The 22222-nt window shown below is 60.5% G+C and carries 18 protein-coding genes and 1 pseudogene; 10 read left to right on the forward strand and 9 right to left on the reverse strand.

Features of this window, described 5'->3' with window-relative positions; all coding sequences use genetic code 11:
* Positions 1-3 precede the first annotated feature (3 nt).
* Positions 4-678 carry a LuxR C-terminal-related transcriptional regulator gene (locus BLR71_RS09020; RefSeq protein ID WP_092525266.1) on the reverse strand — a complete coding sequence of 225 codons (675 nt, stop codon included), beginning with the start codon at positions 676-678 and terminating at the stop codon, positions 4-6.
* Positions 679-1088: 410 nt separating this feature from the next.
* Between BLR71_RS09020 and rdgB the strand changes: the two genes are divergently transcribed.
* The 4 genes from rdgB (at position 1089) to BLR71_RS09040 (ending at position 4518) form a co-directional block, all read left to right on the forward strand.
* On the forward strand, positions 1089-1688 hold the full coding sequence (gene rdgB / locus BLR71_RS09025; RefSeq protein WP_092525268.1) for an RdgB/HAM1 family non-canonical purine NTP pyrophosphatase: 600 nt from the start codon (positions 1089-1091) through the stop codon (positions 1686-1688).
* Positions 1685-2851 carry a radical SAM family heme chaperone HemW gene (hemW, locus tag BLR71_RS09030; protein WP_092525270.1) on the forward strand — a complete coding sequence of 389 codons (1167 nt, stop codon included), beginning with the start codon at positions 1685-1687 and terminating at the stop codon, positions 2849-2851. Before rdgB ends, hemW begins: the two co-directional genes overlap by 4 nt.
* A gap of 41 nt (positions 2852-2892) precedes the next feature.
* Positions 2893-3564 (forward strand): YiaD family glycine zipper/OmpA-like lipoprotein, encoded by a 672-nt coding sequence (locus tag BLR71_RS09035; protein ID WP_092525272.1) that lies wholly within the window; start codon positions 2893-2895, stop codon positions 3562-3564.
* 87 nt (positions 3565-3651) lie between these two features.
* A complete protein-coding gene (locus BLR71_RS09040) occupies positions 3652-4518 on the forward strand; it encodes a 23S rRNA (adenine(2030)-N(6))-methyltransferase RlmJ (RefSeq protein WP_092525274.1) in 867 nt (288 codons plus the stop codon).
* A 149-nt stretch (positions 4519-4667) separates the two neighbouring features.
* On the opposite strand, the gene mnmE is transcribed toward BLR71_RS09040, so the two are convergent.
* The 4 genes from mnmE to rpmH form a co-directional block, all read right to left on the reverse strand.
* Positions 4668-6041, reverse strand: coding sequence for a tRNA uridine-5-carboxymethylaminomethyl(34) synthesis GTPase MnmE (mnmE, locus tag BLR71_RS09045; RefSeq protein ID WP_092525276.1), 1374 nt, complete (start codon positions 6039-6041; stop codon positions 4668-4670).
* A gap of 100 nt (positions 6042-6141) precedes the next feature.
* The gene (gene yidC, locus BLR71_RS09050) at positions 6142-7845 is read right to left on the reverse strand and encodes a membrane protein insertase YidC (protein ID WP_092525278.1); all 1704 of its coding nucleotides are present in this window, start codon (positions 7843-7845) and stop codon (positions 6142-6144) included.
* Between the two features lie 108 nt (positions 7846-7953).
* Positions 7954-8331 (reverse strand): ribonuclease P protein component, encoded by a 378-nt coding sequence (gene rnpA, locus BLR71_RS09055; RefSeq protein ID WP_092525433.1) that lies wholly within the window; start codon positions 8329-8331, stop codon positions 7954-7956.
* Between the two features lie 13 nt (positions 8332-8344).
* The gene (gene rpmH / locus BLR71_RS09060; protein ID WP_092388829.1) at positions 8345-8479 is read right to left on the reverse strand and encodes a 50S ribosomal protein L34; all 135 of its coding nucleotides are present in this window, start codon (positions 8477-8479) and stop codon (positions 8345-8347) included.
* 568 nt (positions 8480-9047) lie between these two features.
* Here rpmH and dnaA point away from each other — a divergent pair.
* The 4 genes from dnaA to gyrB all read left to right on the forward strand — a co-directional run bounded on the left by dnaA (position 9048) and on the right by gyrB (position 15280).
* Positions 9048-10517, forward strand: a complete 1470-nt coding sequence (gene dnaA / locus BLR71_RS09065) for a chromosomal replication initiator protein DnaA (RefSeq protein ID WP_092525280.1) — start codon at positions 9048-9050, stop codon at positions 10515-10517.
* A 61-nt stretch (positions 10518-10578) separates the two neighbouring features.
* A complete protein-coding gene (gene dnaN, locus BLR71_RS09070) occupies positions 10579-11682 on the forward strand; it encodes a DNA polymerase III subunit beta (RefSeq protein ID WP_092525282.1) in 1104 nt (367 codons plus the stop codon).
* Between the two features lie 64 nt (positions 11683-11746).
* Positions 11747-12856, forward strand: a complete 1110-nt coding sequence (gene recF, locus BLR71_RS09075) for a DNA replication/repair protein RecF (RefSeq protein ID WP_092525284.1) — start codon at positions 11747-11749, stop codon at positions 12854-12856.
* Between the two features lie 3 nt (positions 12857-12859).
* Entirely contained in the window at positions 12860-15280 is a 2421-nt protein-coding gene (gene gyrB, locus BLR71_RS09080) for a DNA topoisomerase (ATP-hydrolyzing) subunit B (protein ID WP_092525286.1), read from the forward strand.
* Between the two features lie 310 nt (positions 15281-15590).
* Here gyrB and gmhB read toward each other — a convergent pair.
* From gmhB to glyQ, 3 genes and pseudogenes are all read right to left on the reverse strand, one after another.
* Positions 15591-16133: pseudogene (gene gmhB / locus BLR71_RS09085) on the reverse strand (D-glycero-beta-D-manno-heptose 1,7-bisphosphate 7-phosphatase); the annotation flags it as partial.
* A 203-nt stretch (positions 16134-16336) separates the two neighbouring features.
* Positions 16337-18403: a glycine--tRNA ligase subunit beta gene (gene glyS / locus BLR71_RS09090; RefSeq protein WP_092525290.1), complete on the reverse strand. Its 2067-nt coding sequence runs from the start codon at positions 18401-18403 to the stop codon at positions 16337-16339.
* A 3-nt stretch (positions 18404-18406) separates the two neighbouring features.
* On the reverse strand, positions 18407-19354 hold the full coding sequence (gene glyQ / locus BLR71_RS09095) for a glycine--tRNA ligase subunit alpha (protein ID WP_092525292.1): 948 nt from the start codon (positions 19352-19354) through the stop codon (positions 18407-18409).
* A 116-nt stretch (positions 19355-19470) separates the two neighbouring features.
* On the opposite strand from glyQ, the gene rfaD reads away from it, so the two are divergent.
* On the forward strand, positions 19471-20427 hold the full coding sequence (gene rfaD, locus BLR71_RS09100) for an ADP-glyceromanno-heptose 6-epimerase (protein WP_092525294.1): 957 nt from the start codon (positions 19471-19473) through the stop codon (positions 20425-20427).
* Entirely contained in the window at positions 20420-21460 is a 1041-nt protein-coding gene (waaF, locus tag BLR71_RS09105) for a lipopolysaccharide heptosyltransferase II (RefSeq protein WP_092525296.1), read from the forward strand. The genes rfaD and waaF overlap by 8 nt, the downstream gene beginning before the upstream one ends.
* Here the strand turns inward: waaF and BLR71_RS09110 are convergent.
* A complete protein-coding gene (locus BLR71_RS09110; RefSeq protein ID WP_092525298.1) occupies positions 21444-22208 on the reverse strand; it encodes a glycosyltransferase family 2 protein in 765 nt (254 codons plus the stop codon). The two genes, waaF and BLR71_RS09110, sit on opposite strands and share 17 nt — an antisense overlap.
* Between the last annotated feature and the right edge of the window lie 14 nt (positions 22209-22222).

A 22222-nucleotide genomic window follows, 5' to 3' on the forward strand; every position in this document is an offset into this window, starting at 1 on the left:
TTTTCAAGCCCCTTTGAGAATTTTTTTTAACGGAGCAGGGCTGGTCGCCAGGTTTTGTCGTGCCCAATTCATTGCTTGGATACGGTTATGGACTTTAATTTTCTTGAAGATGTTATAAAGGTGTGATTTGACAGTATGTTCGCTCACAAAGAGTTTATCGGCGATATCGGTATTGGAGGCACCAGAACTCAGCAGGCCGATGATTTCCATTTCTCGGTGTGTCAGGCCACATACCGGGCGATACGCATTGCGCTGCTGCTGCCGGTAGAAGTTGATGAGACGAGCCATCAGGCTACGCGACATCCAAAGGTCGCCTTCGATGAGCCGATTGATCCCCTTACAGGTCAGTAGCAAGCTATCGTTACGGTAAAAAACGCCCTGAAGGTGGTAGGCAGCCAGTAGGTCGGCCGCGTGGTCTTCATCGCGAAGATTCAGAGCCGCCAGCACCACGGTTTCATCCTCCAGTGACAGGTTGTGCCATTGTTGAATGGCTTCTTCCGTCACATGGTTGGTGTCCAGCAATACGATATTCTTGGTACTGCCCTCTGGGATGGCCTGCGCCTCTGGTGGAAGGGCTGTGACCGTCTCCTCCAGTTGCTCATGGATGTAGTTGATGAAAAGCTGCGACTGAGGGTTGCAGTCCGTGACGAGCAGGATGGAAGTGCCTGGATGATTCATGACCTTTACTCCGGCGAAATTTTCTTCATCCGGTAGGATGAAGGCGCACATGACCCATATGTATAGCTGATCTCTCGCCTAAGCGTTGCCTGTTCTGTTCTTTTTGTAAAGTTTAGTTACAAAAATGTCTTTCGGCTGTCGCTTCGCAGGGCAACGCCCTATCAGTGTTATTGTCCAACTATCTTCTTTATTATCAGTTGTTTAAACGTCTATATTGGCTGCAGTCTGGCTCGCCTGGAGCGTAACGCTGATTGCATTTTCATAATGTAACGGATTGTTGTTGGTTTTGGGGTAGTACTTTTCGATGGGGGATATCATCGCCTTTTCCTATCCCGACTCCTTGGCGCTGGATGTCACTGGTGCAGCCAGAGGCGTAAAATGGGGGCATTGCCCTCGCAGGAGCCAAAGTGATGATGACCACGCAACGACTGGTACTGGCCAGTGGAAATAGCGGCAAGCTGCAGGAGTTTGATCGCCTTCTGGCGCCCCTGGGGTACGCCGTGCATCCGCAGGCAGAGTATGAGGTGCCTGAGGTAGAGGAAACCGGGCTTACCTTCGTTGAGAATGCGCTGCTCAAGGCACGCGAAGCGTGCCGAGTTAGCGGCTTGCCGGCCCTCGCCGATGATTCTGGCTTAGCAGTCGATGCCTTGAATGGTGCCCCCGGTATCTATTCTGCTCGATATGCGGGTGAGCCGAAGAGCGATGCCGCCAACAACCGCAAGCTGCTCGAGGCCTTGTCCGAGGTTCCCGATGGCCAACGAACGGCACACTATTGGTGTGTGCTGGTTTACCTGCGCCATGCCGAGGATCCGGTGCCCTTGATCGTGCAACGCAGTTGGGACGGCGAGATCCTTGTCTCGCCACGCGGTGAGGGGGGATTCGGCTATGATCCGCTATTCTGGCTGCCCTCCCTTGGGCGGTCAGCCGCCGAGCTGGATGGCGATGAGAAAAACCGTGTTAGCCACCGCGGACAGGCCATGCAGGCATTGTTGGAGCAACTGGCTACATGAGTGCCCTACCGCCTCTCGCGCTCTATGTTCATGTCCCCTGGTGCGTTCGCAAGTGTCCCTATTGCGATTTCAACTCACACGGTGTGGGCTACGGAGCCGATCTACCCGAGGATGCTTACCTGCAGGCGCTGCTGGCGGATCTGGATGCCGATTTGCCCTTGGCCGCAGGCCGTCAACTGGTCAGCATCTTTATCGGTGGTGGCACGCCTAGCCTGATGTCGGCCGATTTTTATCGTCGATTCATCGCCGAGCTTCGTCTCAGGTTGCCGTTGGCCGAGGACATCGAGATCACGCTTGAAGCTAATCCAGGCACCGTCGAGCACGACCGCTTCGAAGGCTACCGGGAAGCGGGAATCAACCGGCTCTCTCTGGGCATTCAAAGCTTTCAGTCATCGCAGCTGACCGCGCTGGGCCGCATTCACAGTGGCAACGATGCCAAGCGTGCCTTCCAGCAGGCGCGGGATGCCGGCTTTGACAATATCAACCTGGACCTGATGCATGGCCTTCCGGGGCAAGACCCCGTATTGGCGGAGGATGACCTTCAGCAGGCACTGGCGCTCGGCCCCGAACACCTGTCCTGGTATCAACTGACGCTGGAACCCAATACCGAGTTCCATTCCCATCCGCCGGCCTTGCCCGAAGAAGAAACGCTTTGGAACATTCAAGACAAGGGCCATGCGCGGCTCGAAGCGGCCGGTTTTCAGCGCTATGAGATTTCGGCCTACAGCCGCCCCGGTCGTGAAGCGCGTCATAATCTGAATTACTGGACCTTTGGCGACTATCTGGGTATCGGTGCCGGTGCCCATGGCAAGCTGAGCCGGCCGGGCGAAGATGGGCTGGATATCGAACGTCGCTGGAAGAGCCGCCAGCCCGAGGCCTATTTGCGTCGCCTGAATGATCCTCGCGGCTTTGTCGCCGGCCACCAGCGTATCCCTGAACACGACCTGGTTCTCGAATTCGCCATGAACGCGCTCCGCCTGGTCGATGGCGTCCCCATGGATACCTGGGGACGCCATACCGGACGTTCACTCGAGCGGCTGGAAGGCTCGCTTGAGGAAGCGCGCAAAAAAGGATTACTTGTGGAAGATCCCTCGCATCTGCGAGCCTCTGCCCAAGGCTTGTTGTTTCTCAATGATCTCTTGGCTATGGTCAGTGACGACTAACCCAAGGTGACGAGTTCGTGACCCCAAGGAGTGTGAACCGTATGACCAAGTACTTTCGCCTAGCCCTGCCGCTGGCTGCCGCACTGACGCTGGCCGCCTGCTCGACCACCAACCCCAACACCGGTGAAACCCAACGCAGCAATACGGGCACCGGAGCCGCCATCGGTGCTGCCGTCGGTGCCATGGCAGGCATGGTCAGCGGTGATGGTGGTTCCAGCAGCCGCGACCGTGCCCTGATCGGTGCTGCAGTGGGTGCTGCAGCCGGTGGCGGTATCGGCGCCTATATGGATCGCCAGGAAGAGCAGCTACGTCAGAGCATGCAGGGCACCGGTATCGGGGTGGACCGCCAGGGTGACAACATCATCCTCAATATGCCGAGTAGCGTCACCTTCGCCTTCGACTCCAGCGACCTGACCCCGGCAGCCCGCTCTGCCCTGAATGATGTCTCCAACGTGCTTCAGCAGTACCCTGAGACCCGCGTCAACATCGCCGGCCACACCGATAGCACAGGCGCTGCCGACTACAACCAACGCCTATCCGAGCGGCGTGCATCTGCGGTGGGTAACTACCTGTCCCAGACCGGTGTCGCCGGCACGCGCCTGTCGATGACCGGCTATGGAGAAAACCAGCCGATCGCCAGCAACGATACCGAGCAGGGCCGCGCCCAGAACCGTCGGGTCGAGATCACGCTGACGCCGATTCAGCAGCAGTAATACGCCATCCTGTGCCTGCTCTGGCAGGCGGCATTCTGACCCGCGGGCTTGCAAGCAAGCCCGCGGGTCTTTTTCATGGATTCGACTATGCTTGCCTATCAGCATGCCTACCATGCCGGCAATTTCGCCGACGTTCATAAACATCTCACGCTCTTTGCCGTTACGCATTATCTATTACGTAAGAAATCGCCTGTTACGTATTTCGACACACACGCCGGCCGCGGACGCTATCCCCTGGATGCCGAGGAGACTCGAAAGCTCGAGGAGTACCGCCAGGGAGTGGCGCCGCTCTGGGAAGAGCGAAAGGCCCTGGGGCAGAGCGACCCCTTGCTTGGTGAGTGGCTCGACAGGCTGGTTCAAGCACAGCGCGAGGCGCGTCCCGAAGGCAAGTCTCAACTGACGGTCTATCCCGGCTCGCCCTGGTGGCTGACTCAGGCACTGCGCCCGCAGGACCAGCTCAGCCTTTTCGAGCTTCACCCCAAGGAGCACGACCACCTGAGTGGGCAGGCGCTGCCCACTAATGCCAGGCGCATTCATGGCGATGGACTGGAAGGACTCAAGAAGCGCCTACCCGTCGCGACACCTCGCCTATGCGTGCTGATCGATCCCAGCTACGAGCGCAAGGAAGAGTATGCCGAGGTGGCCGCGACCCTGAGCGAGATCGGCCGCAAGGCCCGTCACGCGATCGTGATGATCTGGTATCCGCTGCTGCCGGCGGGGCGACACCATGTCCTGCTCGACGAGGTCAAACGAGCGGGGCTGCGCAAGCTGTGGCGCAGTGAGTTCATCCTTCGGGATCCCGGGGCGGCCTCACATGGCATGTATGGCAGCGGCATGCTGGTGATGAACCCGCCCTGGGGCCTCGACGAGATGCTGAATCAAACGATGTCGTTGATCCGGGCACGCCTGGCCCCTCAAGGTCGCCATGAGAGTGGTTGGTGGGTTGGTGAGTAAGCGTCCACTTCTCTCGAATGGCTTGTAGTGTATGGCTTAAGTGATTGGCTTATAGAATGGCGATGGCGAAGCCCTGGGCTTGTGGTTAGAGCGGTTTGCGGTGCCGTCGTTCTACCCGATCGCGCCCGGGGCTCGCCAGTTGGTTCCGGTCATTTACCGATACAGAAACTGCCGAATATCTCGCCAAGCAGGTCATCGGCGCTGAATTCACCGGTGATCTCGCCTAAGGACTGCTGCGCATCGCGAAGGTCCTCGGCCAGCAGTTCTCCCGCCCCATAGCCCGCTAATTGGGCCTCGCCGCTCTCCAGGGCCGCTATCGCGCGATCAAGGGCATCCAGGTGGCGACGGCGGGCCGAGAAGCGGCCCTCGGTCGTGGCCGAAAAGCCCATTACCGTCTTCAAGTGCTCCTTCAAGTTATCCACACCCTCTCCGGTCTTTGCCGAAAGCCGCACGACCGGCGTGGGTGTGGATAAATCGAGTCCTGGGGCTTCCTGGCTGGTATCCACCTTGTTTCGGACCAGGGTCAAACGGGAAGGATCGGCGAGGCGTGCGACGAATTCCGGCCAGATGGCCATCGGGTCGGTGGCCTCACTGACGCTGGCATCGACCATCAGCAGCACCCGGTCGGCCTTCTCGATCTCCGCCCAGGCGCGGGCGACGCCGATCTGCTCGACGGCGTCCGGCGTATCGCGAAGCCCCGCCGTATCGATCACGTGCAGCGGCATGCCATCGATATGGATGTGCTCGCGCAGTACGTCCCGGGTGGTGCCCTCGATATCGGTAACGATGGCGGTGTCCTGCTCGGTCAGGGCATTGAGCAGGCTCGACTTGCCGGCATTGGGTCGTCCGGCGATCACCACACTCATACCTTCGCGCATCAGGGCGCCCTGACCGGCGCTGATGCGCACCTCGGCAAGTTCCGACTGGACCGCCCTGAGCATCGCCGCGACCTTGCCGTCCGCCAGGAAGTCGATTTCCTCTTCGGGGAAGTCGATGGCCGCTTCGACGTACATCCTCAGCTCGATCAAGCGCTGCACCAGGGCATCGACGCGGGTCGAAAACTCGCCCTGTAGCGAGCGCAGGGCATTTTCGGCGGCACTGCGCGAGCTGGCATCGATCAGGTCGGCGATGGCCTCGGCCTGGGCCAGGTCCAACTTGTCGTTGAGGAAGGCGCGTTCTGAGAACTCACCCGGTCGAGCCAATCGCGCACCCTGCTGCACGCAGCATTCAAGCAGAAGATCCATGATCACCGGACCACCATGCCCCTGCAGTTCCAGCACGTCCTCACCGGTGAAGGAATGCGGGCCCTCGAAGTAGAGGGCGATGCCTTCATCGATGATGCCCTCCTGGCCCCTGAAAGGCCCGTAGTGGGCCTGGCGCGGCTGGGGGAGGGCGTCCAGCATGTGCCCAGCGATTGCTGCACACAGCGGCCCTGAGACGCGCACAATGCCGACCCCGCCGCGTCCGGGAGGGGTGGCGAGGGCGACGATGGTGTCCTGGGTATAGAGACGACTGGCGGCCATGGTGACTCCGATCACAAGGTCTCGGGATTGTCCCGTGAAGGGGGCAGAAACGCCAGACCCCCGCCGAAGCGGGGGTCTGGGAGCGTGGCGGTGACCAAGGTCAGTCCTTGGTCTTCATGCCTTTGCCAACGCTTGGGTCGTTCTCGATGTTGCGCGTGATGAACCACTGCTGAAGGATCGAGACGCTGTTGTTGACGATCCAGTAGATCACCAGGCCAGCCGGGAACCACAGGAAGAAGAAGGTGAAGATCACCGGCAGCATCTTCATGATCTTCGCCTGGGTGGGGTCCGGCGGGGTCGGGTTCAGCAACTGCTGCACGAACATGGACGCGCCCATCAGGATCGGCAGAATGAAGTAGGGATCCTTCACCGACAGGTCATTGATCCAGAAGATGAAGGGCGCGTGGCGCAGCTCGACGGACTCCATCAGCATCCAGTACAGGGCGATGAACACCGGCATCTGAATCACGATCGGCAGACAGCCCCCCAGAGGATTGATCTTCTCCTTCTGGTAGAACTTCATCATCTCCTGGGACATCTTCTGGCGATCATCGCCGAACTGTTCCTTGAGACGCTGCATCTCGGGGCCCAGCTTGCGCATGCGGGCCATCGACTTGTAGGCCTTGGCCGAGAGCGGGAACAGGGCCAGCTTGACCACTAGAGTCAGCACCACGATCGACCAGCCCCAGTTGCCGAGCAGGTCATGTATGTGGTCGAGGAGCCAGAACAGCGGGTTGGCCAGGAACCACAGCCAGCCGAAGTCCACGGTCAGCTCCAGGTGCGGCGCCACGGCTTCGAGGCGCTCCTGCACCTTCGGCCCCATGTAGACGGTGGCGCCGAGATCGGCTTCGCCGCCCGGTGCCAGTGTCTGCAGCGGACCGGCGAAGGCAGCGACGTTGCGCCCGCGAGAGTCGGTCGCGGCGTAATAGAGGTTCTGCTGGTTCTGCTGGGGTGCCCAGGCCGTCGTGAAGTAGTGCTGGATCATGGCAACCCAGCCGCCTTCGACGTCACGGTTATTGAAGCTGCCGTTCTGGATCTCCTCGAAATCCACTTTCTGATAGTGGTTGTCCGGCGAAGAATAGGCGGCGCCCAGGTAGGACTTCATGCCCAGGCCGGAGCCAGTGCTCGGATCGGCACTGTTGTCCCGGGCCAGCTGACCGATGAAGCGCGCGCTGACGGGCTCGCCACGATCATTGCTGAGGAAGTAGTCGACCTTGACGGCGTAGGCATCGCGCTTGAAGGTCAGGCGCTTGATCACATCGACGCCGTTGACCGTGGCGTTGAGCTCTACCGTCACGCTGTCATCGCCCTCGTTGAGGCGATAATCGGTCTGGCTCGGCGTGAAGCCGATCCGGCCATCGTGCCCCTCGAGCTGAAGCCCCGATTTGGCGACAAAGCTGCGGTTCGCGTTGTCGGATAGCAACACGAAGGGCTGGTCGGAATTGTTGGTCAACTTGTGATCGAGCAGGGCCGCATAGACGATATCGCCGCCTTGCGGATCGATACGAACGTCGAGCACGTCGGTAGTCACGGCGACCAGGGCACGACTGTTGTCGTTGGAAGCCGCTGGATCACGCATGCTGCCGGTGAGATCCGATGACCCTTGCGGGTTCGAAGAAGTCGTGGGTACCGAAAGGCCAGATGTCTCCTCGGAGGTATTCTGACCAGTGGGCTGGCCACTGGTGGCAACCGAGGGCGCCTGAGTCTCAGCGGTGACCTGGCCGTAGTCCTGGTTCCACTGTACGACCAGCAGATAGGCCAGTACGGCGAGAGGAATCAGCAGTAGGAGTCGTTTTACGTCCATGAGGGTCCTGCCCGATGGAAAATGAACATTCTGCAGTGCGGATGTTGCCCCGTTAATACACACGAAAGCCTGCCAGGGGCAGGCTCCGAGGATCGCCGGTGTGTCCGATCAGGACAGCGAGGTCGACTGCTTGCGAACGTCTTTTTCCAGACGCCGCCACATGCCATGAAGCTGGCGATGCAGAGTGTCATTATCCAGCTCATGAACGCCGCGCCGGGCCAGGACGATGATGTCCACGGCAGGTAGGCGATGCTGCTGGTGACGAATGGATTCACGCACTAGGCGCTTAAGACGGTTGCGATCGACGGCTCGTCGCACGGTCTTCTTGCTGAATACCATGCCAACTCGAGGGTGGCCAAGCGGGTTATGACAGGCGAGAGCCAGCATCCCCTTACCGTGAACCTTGAGTGATGCATGATCGAAGACGTGACGGTATTCCCCGGCGTTCAGCAGGCGCAGCGACCGGGGAAAGTCCTGATGGGGCAAGTGCAATCCGAGATCACGCGCTCAGACGCTTGCGACCCTTGGCACGACGACGTGCGAGGACGGCGCGACCATTCTTGGTGGCCATGCGTGCACGGAAGCCATGGTTACGCTTGCGCTTGAGGACGCTGGGCTGAAAGGTGCGTTTCATAACTATTGATTCCCACGTGGTTAATTGGACATGACGTCTAATTGGCGAAGCCCTGGCTCCGACGGGGAACCCGGGTAGATTCGGCTCAAGACCGGGAATTCTAGTGAATTCGCCGTCTCGGTGCAATTTTTCCGTCGACTTCTGGCGGTCTTTTCTACCTGATCGACGCTGTCGCGGTATCGAGCGGCCTGCTACCCGATAGGCACAGCCAGGTGCTCAAAACGCCGTAGCAGCTTTAATAACTATTATTAGATCTTCTTACTGATGTTGTTATTAATAGTGGGGACAATATATGTGGATAAGTCAAAATATGTCATCTATTACAGTTTTTTATACTGAAGACAAGCCTGTGTGGAAACGGTCGATGCAGAGAGGAGAACCGGGGGACAGGCTGATGACAAGATCAACGGCTGTCCACAACCCAAGGTTTCCCTCAGCGTCATGCAATGGTTCTTCAGGGAGAAGTTGAGATGTTGTCCACAGGGAGAAATCGATGCCGCGTCATGTGGATAACCCAAGCCTCGAACGCTACAATGCGGATCTTTCGTCAACCGGTTGGTGAGGTCGCGTGTCTGTCGCTCTTTGGCAACAATGTCTGGATTACCTGCAGGACGAACTGAGCTCCCAGCAGTTCAATACCTGGATCCGTCCTTTGCAGGCGGAGGAAGGGGAGTCCAACGAGCTTTGCCTGTTGGCCCCCAACCGCTTCGTGCGTGACTGGGTCAGTGACAAGTACGCCAAGCGCATCAGTGAATTGATGCGTGAACTGTCCCCGGCGAAGCCTCCTAAGGTGTCGTTGACCGTGGGCAGTCGACGTGCGGCGCCGGCGCCGCAGCCTCGTGAGCTTGGCAACCCGGTTTCCGCCGGGTCGCGCCCGGAACAAGCCGCACCGGCGGTGCATACGCCGCCGCGCGGGGATTACGCTGATGAGCGTGAGATCGATCAGATGCGTGACGAGGGCGCCCGGCGGCCTGCTGGCAGTACTCGTCAGGTTCAAGTCGAGGGTAGCCTCAAGCACCAGAGCGGCCTCAACCCCAACTTCACCTTCGAGACCTTCGTTGAGGGTAAGTCGAACCAGTTGGCCCGTGCCGCCTCCCGTCAGGTCTCCGAGAATCCTGGTGGCGCCTACAATCCGCTGTTTCTGTATGGCGGCGTGGGTCTGGGTAAGACGCACCTGATGCACGCGGTAGGCAACCAGTTGGCCGGCCGCAGCGAGAACGCCAAGGTGGTCTATCTGCATTCCGAGCGTTTCGTCGCCGATATGGTCAAGGCGCTGCAGCTCAATGCCATCAACGACTTCAAGCGCTTCTACCGCAGCGTGGATGCCCTGCTGATCGACGATATCCAGTTTTTCGCCGGCAAGGAGCGTTCCCAGGAAGAGTTCTTCCATACCTTCAATGCGTTGCTTGAAGGCGGCCAGCAGATGATCCTGACGTCTGACCGTTATCCCAAGGAAATCAGTGGGGTAGAGGAACGACTGAAGTCGCGGTTTGGTTGGGGACTGACGGTTGCCATCGAGCCGCCCGAGCTCGAGACCCGGGTGGCGATCCTGATGAAGAAGGCCGATCAGGCCAAGGTCGACCTGCCGCATGATGCCGCCTTCTTCATTGCCCAGAAGATTCGCTCCAACGTGCGTGAGCTGGAAGGGGCCCTCAAGAAGGTCATCGCCGACTCCCATTTCATGGGCAAGACGATCACCCAGGATTTCATCCGCGAGTCCCTAAAGGACCTGCTGGCCCTGCAGGACAAGCAGGTGGGGGTCGACAACATCCAGCGCACCGTCGCCGAGTACTACAAGATCAAGCTGGCCGATCTGCTCTCCAAGCGCCGCTCGCGTTCGGTGGCGCGGCCGCGCCAGGTGGCCATGGCGTTGGCCAAGGAACTCACCAACCACAGCCTGCCGGAGATCGGCGACGCCTTCGGCGGGCGTGATCACACCACGGTGCTGCATGCCTGCCGCAAGGTGCAGGCGTTGCAGGAAGAGAACGCGGACATCCGCGAAGATTACAAGAACCTGTTGCGCCTGCTGACCAGCTGACGGCCGCCGACCGGTTACCTTCGCATCACGTCATCGAATTCAGGACAAGAGTGGAGCACACATGAAATTTTCCATCTCCCGCGAAGCCCTGCTGCGCCCCCTGGCGCTGGTCGCCGGCGTGGTCGAGCGTCGCCAGACCCTGCCAGTACTCTCCAATGTGCTGATCCAGGTCCAGGATACCCAGGTAGCCCTGACAGGCACCGATCTCGAGGTTGAGCTGATCGGCCGCACGGCCCCGACCCAGGTCGACGAGCCCGGTTCGGCCACGGTGCCAGCGCGCAAGCTGATGGATATCTGCAAGTCGCTGCCCGAGCAGTCAGAGATTCAGTTCGTACTGGAAGACGGCCGTGCCGTGCTGCGTAGCGGCCGCTCGCGCTTCACCCTGTCGACCCTGCCGGTGGCGGAATTCCCCAATATCGAAGACGGCCAGGGCAGCGTCGAGCTGAGCTTGCCGCGGGGGACACTCAAGCACCTGATCGACTCGACCTCCTTCGCCATGGCGCAGCAGGACGTGCGTTATTACCTGAACGGTATGCTGCTCGAGCTGCGTTCCAACCTGGTGCGTACCGTCTCCACCGACGGTCACCGTCTGGCGGTCTGCTCGCGTCCGGCCGACATCGACGTCGAGCCCGCTCAGAAGCTGATCGTGCCGCGCAAGGGTGTGCTCGAGCTGTCACGCCTGCTCGACGACAGCGACGAGCCGGTCAGCCTGACGCTCGGCTCCACGCATGTGCGGGCTCACACCGGTGAATTCACCTTCACCTCGAAGCTGGTCGACGGCAAATTCCCTGACTACGAGCGGGTGGTGCCGCGCAACGGTGACAAGGTGTTCATCGCCGACCGTGCCGAGCTGCGTCAGGTACTGTCGCGTACCTCGATTCTCTCCAACGAGAAGTATCGCGGCGTTCGGCTGCACCTCGAAGAGGGTAATCTGCGGGTCATGGCCAATAACCCCGAGCAGGAAGAAGCCGAAGAGAACGTGGCCATCGAGTATTCCGGACCGGCACTGGAAATCGGCTTTAATGTTGGCTATCTCATTGATGTTCTTGGAGTTCTCGACGAAGAGCGCGTCCAGATGACGCTGGCTGATCCCAACAGCAGTGCCCTCATGGAAGAGCCGGGCGGCGGCGATGCCATGTACGTCGTCATGCCGATGCGCCTCTGATCTCTCCCTTCTCTGCACCACGGACCATGCCCGGTACCTTACCGGGCATCCCGGGAAGCATGTCATGACCCTCGATCGACTCGCCTTCATGGGGCTCCGCAATCTGGCCAGTCTGGAGATGGCCCCGCAGCCGGGGATCAACGTCATCGTCGGGGCTAATGGCAGCGGCAAGACCAGCCTCCTCGAGGGAATTCATATCCTCGGCATGGGGCGCTCCTTTCGCACTCAGCAGCTCAAGCACGCCATCGATCATGGCGAGCAAGCGATGACCCTGCACGGCCGATTGGTGGGCGATCCTCCGCTTCCTTTAGGTATCCGGCGTCGCCGTGACCAGCCTGAGCTGGAAATGCGCATGGCCGGCGAGCGGGTGCCGCGGGTCTCTCAGTTGGTTGAGGCGCTTCCTCTGCAACTGATCAATCCCGATGCCTTTCGTTTGCTGGAGGGCTCTCCCTCGTCCCGCCGCGAGTTTCTCGACTGGGGCGTGTTTCACGTGGAACACGATTTCCTCGAGGCCTGGCGCCGCGTGCGGCGGGCGCTGAAACATCGGAATGCGCTGCTTAGGCGTGATAGAATGGACAGTCGTTCACTGGATGTCTGGGACCACGAGTTGGCGCAGTGGAGTGAGCGGATTGACAGCTTGCGATATGCCTATATGGACGCCTTCCTGCCCGTCTTCGAGGACACGCTCGCCGAGTTGTTGCCGCTCCCTGACTTGAGCCTTCGCTATTCGCGAGGCTGGGATCGGCAGCGGACTCTGGCTCAGGTCCTGCAGCAGGGCCGGGAAAGCGATGCCCAGATGGGGTTTACCCAGCAGGGCCCGCAGCGGGCGGACTTGAAGCTTCGCGTGCAGCGCCGTCCGGCGGTAGAAGTACTGTCACGGGGCCAGCAGAAATTGGTGGTAAGCGCGCTGAAGCTGGCACAGGGACGATTGCTGGAGATGTCCACCGGGCGTACCTGCATTTATCTGATCGATGACCTGCCTGCCGAACTCGATGCCGAACACCGCCGTGTTTTCTGCCGGTGGTTGGAGTGCATGGACTGCCAGGTGTTCATCACTACTGTCGACCCCGATGTTCTCTCCGGGGTATGGCAGTCGACAACGCCAGTAGCAATGTTTCACGTGGAACATGGCCGGCTGGCGGCATACGGATTGAAAGACTTCACGACGGAGTAGTCAATGAGCGAACAGGCTTACGACTCATCGAGCATCAAGGTACTCAAGGGGCTGGATGCCGTACGCAAGCGTCCTGGCATGTATATCGGTGACACCGATGACGGCACCGGCCTGCATCACATGGTGTTCGAGCTGGTAGACAACTCCATCGATGAAGCATTGGCTGGCCACTGCAGCGAGATTCGTGTCGTCATCCATCCGGACGAATCGATCACCGTCAGTGATAACGGCCGTGGCATTCCCACCGACATCCACGAGGAAGAAGGCGTGTCGGCGGCGGAAGTGATCATGACCGTGCTGCACGCTGGCGGTAAGTTCGACGACAACTCCTACAAGGTATCCGGTGGCCTTCACGGGGTAGGGGTGTCGGTGGTCAACGCACTTTCCGAAGAGTTGAAGCTGACCATCTGGCGTGCCGGCCAGGTTCATGAGCAGATCTATCATCACGGCGTACCGGCTTCACCGCTGTCGATTGTCGGCAAGACCGAGAAGAGCGGCTCGCGAGTGCACTTCCGGCCGTCTCCGGAGACCTTCGCCAACATTGAATTTCACTACGATATTCTCGCCAAGCGACTGCGCGAACTGTCCTTCCTGAACTCCGGAGTGGCGATCCGCCTGATGGACGAGCGCAGCGGCAAGGAAGAGCTGTTCCACTACGATGGCGGCCTGAAGGCCTTCGTCGATCACCTTAATACCAACAAGACGGTGCTTAACCCGGTCTTCCACTTCAGCGTAGAGCGGGAAGATGGCGTTGGCGTCGAGGTGGCAATGCAGTGGAACGACACCTTCGCCGAGAATATCTTCTGCTATACCAACAACATTCCCCAGCGCGATGGCGGTACTCACTTGGCCGGCTTCCGTGCCTCGCTGACCCGCAGCCTCAACAACTACATCGAAGCCGAGGGCCTGCTCAAGAAAGCCAAGGTCAGTACGTCCGGCGATGATGCCCGCGAGGGACTGACCGCGATTATTTCGGTCAAGGTGCCCGATCCCAAGTTCTCCTCCCAGACCAAGGAGAAGCTGGTGTCCTCAGAGGTCAAGACGGCCGTCGAGCAGGAAATGGGCCGCCAGTTCTCTGACTATCTGGTGGAGCGGCCCAACGAGGCTAAGGCGATCGTCAACAAGATGCTCGACGCGGCCCGTGCTCGGGAAGCGGCCCGCAAGGCCCGCGACATGACGCGTCGCAAGGGCGCGCTGGATATTGCCGGCCTGCCGGGCAAGCTGGCGGACTGCCAAGAGAAGGATCCCAGCCTTTCAGAACTCTATCTGGTCGAGGGTGACTCGGCGGGTGGCAGCGCCAAACAGGGACGTGACCGTCGCACTCAGGCGATCCTGCCGCTCAAGGGCAAGATCCTTAACGTCGAAAAAGCGCGCTTCGATAAGATGCTGTCCTCGGCCGAGGTCGGCACGCTGATTACTGCGCTGGGCTGTGGCATCGGCCGCGAAGAGTTCAATCCCGACAAGCTGCGCTATCACTCCATCATCATCATGACCGATGCTGACGTTGACGGCTCGCATATCCGCACCCTGCTGCTGACGTTCTTCTTCCGTCAGATGTCGCAGCTGATCGAACGGGGCCATGTCTTTATCGCCCAGCCGCCGCTCTATAAGATCAAGCGCGGCAAGCAGGAGAGCTACCTCAAGGACGAGCAGGCGCTGGTCAACTACCTGACGACGACGGCGCTGGATGGTGCCGGCCTGCACGTCAATGCCGATGCGCCAGGCATCGGTGGGGAACAGCTAGAAGCTCTCGTGCAGCAGTATCGAGATGTCATGAACCGCATCGACCGCCTATCGCGGGTCTACCCCAGTGAAGTGCTGCGCAAGATCGTGCATGCCGAGAGCCTGGCGGGTGAGGAGAGCCTCAAGGATCGCGACCGGATGCAGCGGTGGATCGATGAGCTGCAGGGCGAGATGGATGCGCTGATTGCTTACGAGGGCGGTCCTCGCTATACCTTCGAGCTCCAGGAAGATACCGAACGTGGCCTCTTCCTGCCGGCGGTGACCCTGACCGCTCATGGTGTGTCGACTGACTACGTGTGGGGAATGGACTTCTTCCGCAGCGTTGATTATCAGGCCATGACCGGTCTTGGTGACACCCTGGATGGTCTGCTCGAAGAGGGTGCCTACGTATCCCGCGGCGAGCGCCAACAGCCGATCACGACCTTCTACGAGGCTCTGGAATGGCTGATGAAGGAGGCCCAGCGAGGCTTCTCTATCCAGCGCTACAAGGGCCTTGGAGAGATGAACCCCGATCAGCTTTGGGATACCACCATGAACCCTGAGACGCGTCGTATGCTGCGGGTGACTATCGAAGATGCGGTGGCATCAGACATGATGTTCAATACCCTGATGGGCGATGAGGTGGAGCCGCGTCGTGACTTTATCGAACGCTTCGCCCTGGTGGCCAACCTGGACGTCTGACCGCCTGTTCAGCGCCGTGGGGCATAGGCACGCTTGCTCAGGACCTTGTTTTTAAGTCCAAGGTTTCACGTGGAACACGGCGCGGCACACGCTTCCCCTTAATGACACGAGGCCGGCATTTGCCGGCCTCGTGTCGTTGGTGCTGGAAGAGGGGATGTTCTCAGCGCCTGGCGCTTGCCTCCCTTCAGGAGGCGGATGGGTGTTGTGGCGGTGTCTGCTCTGCAGCCAGGTTTGCGTCTTCATTGATGGCGGCATTTAGGTCGCCAGCAACGCCACTAGGCGCCAGACCTTTAGGCGCCTGAGTCTCATTGATCAACCAGTCCACGAAGGCGGCTAGGTCATCGAAGATCCTGGCATCCTGCAGTCCGTCTCCCTTGGCTTCGGTATCGCTTCCCTTGCCCGTACGAACCAGCACGCTGCGACAGCCAATGGCTTCTCCCGCCTGTAGATCGCGCAGGCTATCGCCTACCATCCAACTGCGCGCCAGATCCGAGAGACCAAGGCGATCGCGGATAGTCTCGAGCAGGCCGGACTTGGGCTTTCGGCACTCACAGTTATCGGCGGGTTCATGGGGGCAGTAGACGATTTGCTCGATCTTGCCGCCGGCATCTTCCACCAAGGCATTCAGCCGGGTGTGAATGGCATTGACGACACTTTCATCGAAATAGCCCCTGCCGATACCTGATTGGTTGGTGGCGACCGCGACGGTCCAGCCCGAGCGGCTTAGCCTGGCGATGGCGTCGATGGCGCTGGGGTAGGGCACCCATTCGTCGAGGGATTTTATGTACTGGTCGGAATCTTGGTTGATGACGCCATCACGATCGAGAATGACAAGTTTTGGTGCAATGGGCATGATGGAGTGTCTCAGTGAGTAGGCTCAAAGGTTTAGTGTAGGTGGGTGTTTCACATGGAACAACTGGAGGAAGGAATGCGCCGCGCATGGCCGAAAATGTTCCACGTGAAACAAGAGCAAAGCGGAAGCTAAGAAAATGGCAGGAAATAAATAGGCCCGGCAATGATGCCGGGCCTTTTTGTTTCACGTGGAACGCTAGGTTTTTACTGCTGCAGCTCAGCGATATCGGCCACACCCAGGAACAACCCTTGGAGGTTGGCGAGTAGCGCCAGACGATTGCGACGGACAGCATCGTCATCGGCCATCACCATCACCTCATCGAAGAAGCGGTCAACAGGCTCACGCAGGCTGGATAGCGCATCTAGCGCCTCCGCGTAGCGAGCCTCGGCCAGCAGCGGCGTCACGGCGACGCGACGCGCTTCCAACGCTTCTGCCAGGGCATGTTCCGCAGGTTCCGCCAGCAGCTGGGTGTCGACGTGGGTCGAGCCGTCGTGCTCCTGCTTGGCCAGGATATTGGCCACTCGCTTGTTGGCTGCCGCCAGGGCGGCGGCTTCCTCACGCTGGCTGAAGGCATGCACGGCCTGCACGCGACGCGCGAAGTCCAGCGGCTTGGTGACCGGGCGCGCGCGCACGGCGAGATAGACCTCGACGGCGATGCCTTCATCCTGGGTCCAGGCGCGGAAACGGTCGCGCATGTAGTCGAATACGTCATCGACGAGCCCTTCGGCCTTGGGCAGGCCAGAATGCTGGGCCGCGGCCAGTTTGAGCAGCTCACGCAGGTCCAGGTCCAGCTCACCCTTGATCAGGATGTTGAGCACGCCGATGGCAGCACGGCGCAGGGCGAAGGGATCCTTGGCACCGGTGGGGCGCGCGCCGATACCGAAGATACCGGTCAGGGTGTCGAGGCGATCAGCCAGTGCCAGCGCCTGGCCGGTGCGGGTCTGCGGGATCACATCGCTGGCAAAACGCGGCAGGTACTGTTCGTAGAGAGCCTGGGCGACTTCCTCGGCTTCACCGTCTTGGCGGGCGTAGTAGCAGCCCATGATGCCCTGCAGCTCGGGGAACTCCAGCACCATCTCGGTGACCAGGTCGCACTTAGCGAGCTGGGTGGCGCGCTGCGCATGCTCGGCATCGCCGCCGATCCGTTCGGCGATGAAGCTCGCCACCGGAACGCTGCGCGTGGCCTTGTCGGCCAGGGTGCCTAGTTGCTGCTGGAAGACGACGTTGCCGAGCCCCTCGCGGCGTGCCGCTAGTGGCATCTTGCGATCGATATCGTAGAAGAAGGCGGCGTCCGCCAAGCGGGGGCGGATCACCTTCTCATTGCCTTCGATCACCTGCTGAGGGTCACGGCTTTCGATATTGGCGATCGTGATGAACAGTGGCTTGAGACGGCCGTCGGCATCCAGTAGATGGAAGTATTTCTGGTTGGCCTTCATCGACGAAATCAGGCACTCCGGCGGTACTTCCAGGAAGCGCTCGTCGAAGCTGCCGGTCAGGGCCACCGGCCATTCCACCAGGCCGCTGACTTCGATCAGCAAGTCCTCATCGATCACCGCCTCGGCATCCAGACACTCGGCCTCGGCCAGCACCTGCTCACGGATACGCTCGCGGCGGCGGTCGCGGTCGGCGAGCACATAGGCGTCTTCCAGGGCGCCGAGGTAATCATCGGCGTGGGCCAAGGTGATCGCCGCGGGGGCGTGGAAGCGGTGGCCGTAGGTGGTACGGCCGGCCTCTAGACCCAGAATATTGGCCTCTACGATCTCGCGACCGTAGAGCATCACCAGCCAGTGCACCGGACGCGAGAACTCGATGCGCGAGCTGCCCCAACGCATGTTCTTGGGTACCGGCAGGCCGTCGATGGCCTTGGCGATGATTGCCGGCAGCAGGGCGCTAACGGCTTCCCCCTGTTGTTGTTCGCGATAGCCGAGCCAGGTGCCCTTGGAGGTCTCGAGATGGATGAGGTCATCGACGCTGACGCCGCAGGAGCGGGCGAAGCCTTCGGCGGCCTTGGTGGCGACGCCGTCCTTGAAGGCGGCGGCCAGTGCCGGGCCGCGGCGTTCGATCTCGCGGTTCGGCTGCTTGTCCGCCAGGCCATCGACCTGCACGGCGAGACGTCTTGGGGTGCCATAGGCACGTACCTCGGCGAAGGGCACTTCGGCCTCGCTGAGGCCTTGGCGCAGGCTCTTGGCCAGTGCATCGGAGAGACTGTCGATGGCGCTCGGCGGCAGTTCCTCGACGCCGAGTTCGATCAGAAAGGTATCGGTGGCCATGGCTCAGGCGTCTCCTTGTTCGGCTAGCAGTTCGCGTTTCAGGGCGTCCGATGCCATCGGGAAGCCAGCGGCCTTGCGCGATTCGTAATAGGCATGGGCCACGTCACGGGCCATAGTGCGGACACGCAGGATGAAGCGCTGACGCTCGGTGACCGAGATGGCATGCCGGGCATCGAGCAGGTTGAAGGTATGGGAGGCCTTGAGCACCATCTCATAGGCCGGCAGCGGCAGGCCCGCCTCGAGCAGCTTGCTGCACTCGCGCTCTTGATAGTCGAAAGCGTCGAACAGGGTCGGCACATCGGCATGTTCGAAGTTGTAGGCCGACTGCTCGCGTTCGTTCTGCAGGTAGACATCGCCATAGGTGACGGTCGTGCCATCCGGGGCGATAGTCCAGACGAGGTCGTAGACGCTGTCGACGTCCTGCAGGTACATGGCGATGCGCTCGAGGCCGTAGGTCAGCTCGCCGGTCACCGGATAGCATTCGATGCCGCCGGCCTGTTGGAAGTAGGTGAACTGGGTCACCTCCATGCCGTTTAGCCACATTTCCCAACCCAGGCCCCAGGCGCCCAGGGTCGGAGATTCCCAGTTGTCTTCGACGAAGCGGATGTCGTGGACCAGCGGGTCGATGCCGAGACGCTCGAGAGAGCCGAGATAGAGATTCTGGAAGTCGGCCGGCGACGGCTTCATGACGACCTGGAACTGGTAGTAATGCTGCAGGCGGTTGGGGTTCTCGCCGTAGCGGCCGTCTGTCGGTCGGCGGGAAGGCTGAACGTAGGCAGCATTCCAGGTTTCCGGACCGATGGAGCGCAGGAAGGTGGCGGGGTGGAAGGTACCGGCACCGACTTCCATATCCAGCGGCTGCATGATGGCGCAGCCCTGTTCGGCCCAATATTGCTGCAGGGCGAGGATCAGGCCCTGGAAGGTTTTCACGTCTGGCGTCGACTGTGTCATTGGTGAAGCACCGTTGGCCCATGAATTCAAGAACTGCCAAGTATACAATCAGAGGTTAATCGGATATAGGCGCGTGGACGGATTGAGCCACGTGCCGGACATGATGGGGAATTGACATGATCGTAGTCACAGGCGGTGCCGGCTTTATCGGCGCCAATCTGGTCAAGGCATTGAATGCCCGTGGTCGCCAAGACGTGCTGGTGGTGGATGATCTTTCCGACGGCACCAAGTTCGTCAATCTGGCCGACTGCACCCTGGGAGATTATCTCGACAAGGATGATTTCCTGATGCGCGTCGAGGCCTCGCTGCGCGGTGATGACGCCGGGCTACCCGAGATCGAAGCGATCTTTCACGAGGGCGCCTGCTCAGACACTACCGAGTGGGATGGGCGCTTCATGATGGAAAACAACTTCGAGTACTCGAAGGTGCTGCTCAACTTCTGCCAGGCCAAGGGCATTCCCTTCCTGTATGCCTCCTCGGCGGCTACCTATGGCGGTAGTGAGGTATTCTTCGAAGCCCCAGAGCACGAGAAGCCGCTCAACGTTTACGGCTACTCCAAGCTGCTGTTCGATCAGTATGTGCGGGCGCGCTGGGATACCTTCACCAGCCAGGTGGTGGGCTTTCGCTACTTCAACGTCTACGGACCCCGAGAGCAGCACAAAGGTAAGATGGCGAGCGTGGCCTATCATCACCACACCCAGGTACAGGCCGGGCAGAATCCCAAGCTTTTCGGCGCCTGGGACGGCTATGAGGCCGGCATGCAGAGCCGCGATTTCGTCTACGTCGGCGACGTGGTGAAGGTGAACCTGTGGTTCCTCGACAACCCGGAGCGTTCGGGCATCTTCAATCTGGGCACCGGTCGGGCCGAACCCTTCAAGGCGATCGCCGAGACCGCGATCGACTACTACGGTAAGGGTCAGATCGATTTCATCGACTTCCCGGATGAACTCAAGGGGCGCTATCAGAGCTATACCCGTGCCGATATCACCCGCCTGCGCGAGGCCGGCTATACCGCCGAGTTCAAGACCGTTGCCGAGGGCGTGCACGAGTATCTGGAGTGGCTGAATGGCTAACGCCGGCGAGCGGATTCTGGTAGTGGGGCCGTCCTGGGTCGGCGACATGGTGATGGCCCAGAGCCTTTTGATGACGCTCAAAGCGCACCATCCCGGCTGCACGCTGGGGGTGGTCGCCCCAGGCTGGTCGCTGCCTATTCTCGAGCGCATGGCGGAGGTCGACGAGGCATTGGCATTGGAGGTGGGTCATGGCGAGTTCGGTTTCGCCGCTCGCCGTGAACTGGCGCGTCGTCTCAAGAATCGCTTCGATCGGGCCATCGTGCTGCCGCGCTCTTGGAAGTCGGCGATGGTGCCTTTCCTGGCGCGCATTCCCAAGCGCCGAGGCTTTACCGGCGAGCAGCGGCTGTGGCTACTCAACGAGCGGCGCCGCCTGGACAAGACGGTGCTCGACCAGACCGTCAAGCGCTTTGTCTCTCTGGGGCTACCGGAGGAGGAAGCGGCCGGCGGTGACTTCGCCATTCCGCGCCCACGTCTGGCCGTTGATCCGGACAATCTGGTCGAGCTCAGGCTCACGCATCAGCTGTCATCACGGCCGGCCATCGGCATGATGCCGGGGGCCGAATACGGCCCTGCCAAGCAGTGGCCCCTCGAGCATTTTCATGCGCTGGCGGAAAAGCTGGTGGCTGAGGGCTACGAGGTTCGAGTCTTGGGAGGCCCCAAGGATGCCCCCGCCGGTGAGGTGATCTGCACGGGCCTGTCTCACGCCCATAATCTGTGCGGGCGAACGCGGCTTGCCGATGCCGTTGATCTGCTCGCCGACTGTGAGCAGGTGGTGACCAACGACTCCGGGTTGATGCACGTGGCCTCCGCGGTCGGCACCCGGGTGCATGCCATTTATGGCTCCTCGTCGCCCGAGTACACGCCGCCTTTGACCAGTAATGCGCAAATCCACTACCTAGCGCTGTCCTGCTCGCCGTGCTTTGCCCGGGAGTGCCCGCTTGGCCACACCAACTGCCTCAAGGACATCACGCCCGATCGCATGTTGGCGTCGATCCTGCCCGCGTCGCCCCAGGTACTTACGCCTGCCGGTTGACCCGTTCGTTCTCGTACAGCTCATTGAGCTTGGCGTACTTCATATAGGCCCTGAAGGCGGTGGTCATCGCGACGGTCATGCCATCGCTGCCCTGGAAGATACCGCCCTTGAGGATCAGCTTGCGCAGGGTGGCGGTCAGGGCATGTAGCGCCGGAGCCCAGTTCGAGGCGGGCACGCCGCGGTCCTTCATCGCCCAGGCATCTCGGGATGACAGTTGATTGATGCGCTCGATCCAGTGCTTGAGATCGTGATAGGTGAAGTGGTGCAGGTGGGTGCCGGTGGGCTCGACCTTGGGCGCCTTGACGGCGGCATGGCCCTTCTTGGGTTCGTAGCCGGCCTGGGTACGGTTATACAGCCGTGCCACCGAGTCGGGATAGAAGCCGGCCGCTCGAATCCAGTGGTGGCCGACGTAGTTCTTGCGCCGAAACGCATAGGCCGTGGATGGATCGGTGAGGCCTAGCGACTGGATGCAGGTAACGGCATCGTCGTCGAGCCGCTCATCGGCATCCAGGGCCAGGATCCAGTCATGGCTTGCGTAAGGCACGCCGAAGGCCTTCTGCGGCCCATCACCCAGGTAGGCCTGTTCGATCACTCGGGCGCCTTCGGCCTCGGCGATCCTGACGGTGTCATCCTGACTGAGCGAATCCACCACGATAACCTCGTCACAGACCCGAAACAGCGAGCGGATGCAGTCGGCGATCTGTTTTTCTTCGTTAAGAGTGATGACCACTCCGGTAATCGGCGTCATGGTGCGATCTCTTG

The organism is Onishia taeanensis, from assembly GCF_900100755.1.
GTDB classification, from domain to species: domain Bacteria; phylum Pseudomonadota; class Gammaproteobacteria; order Pseudomonadales; family Halomonadaceae; genus Onishia; species Onishia taeanensis.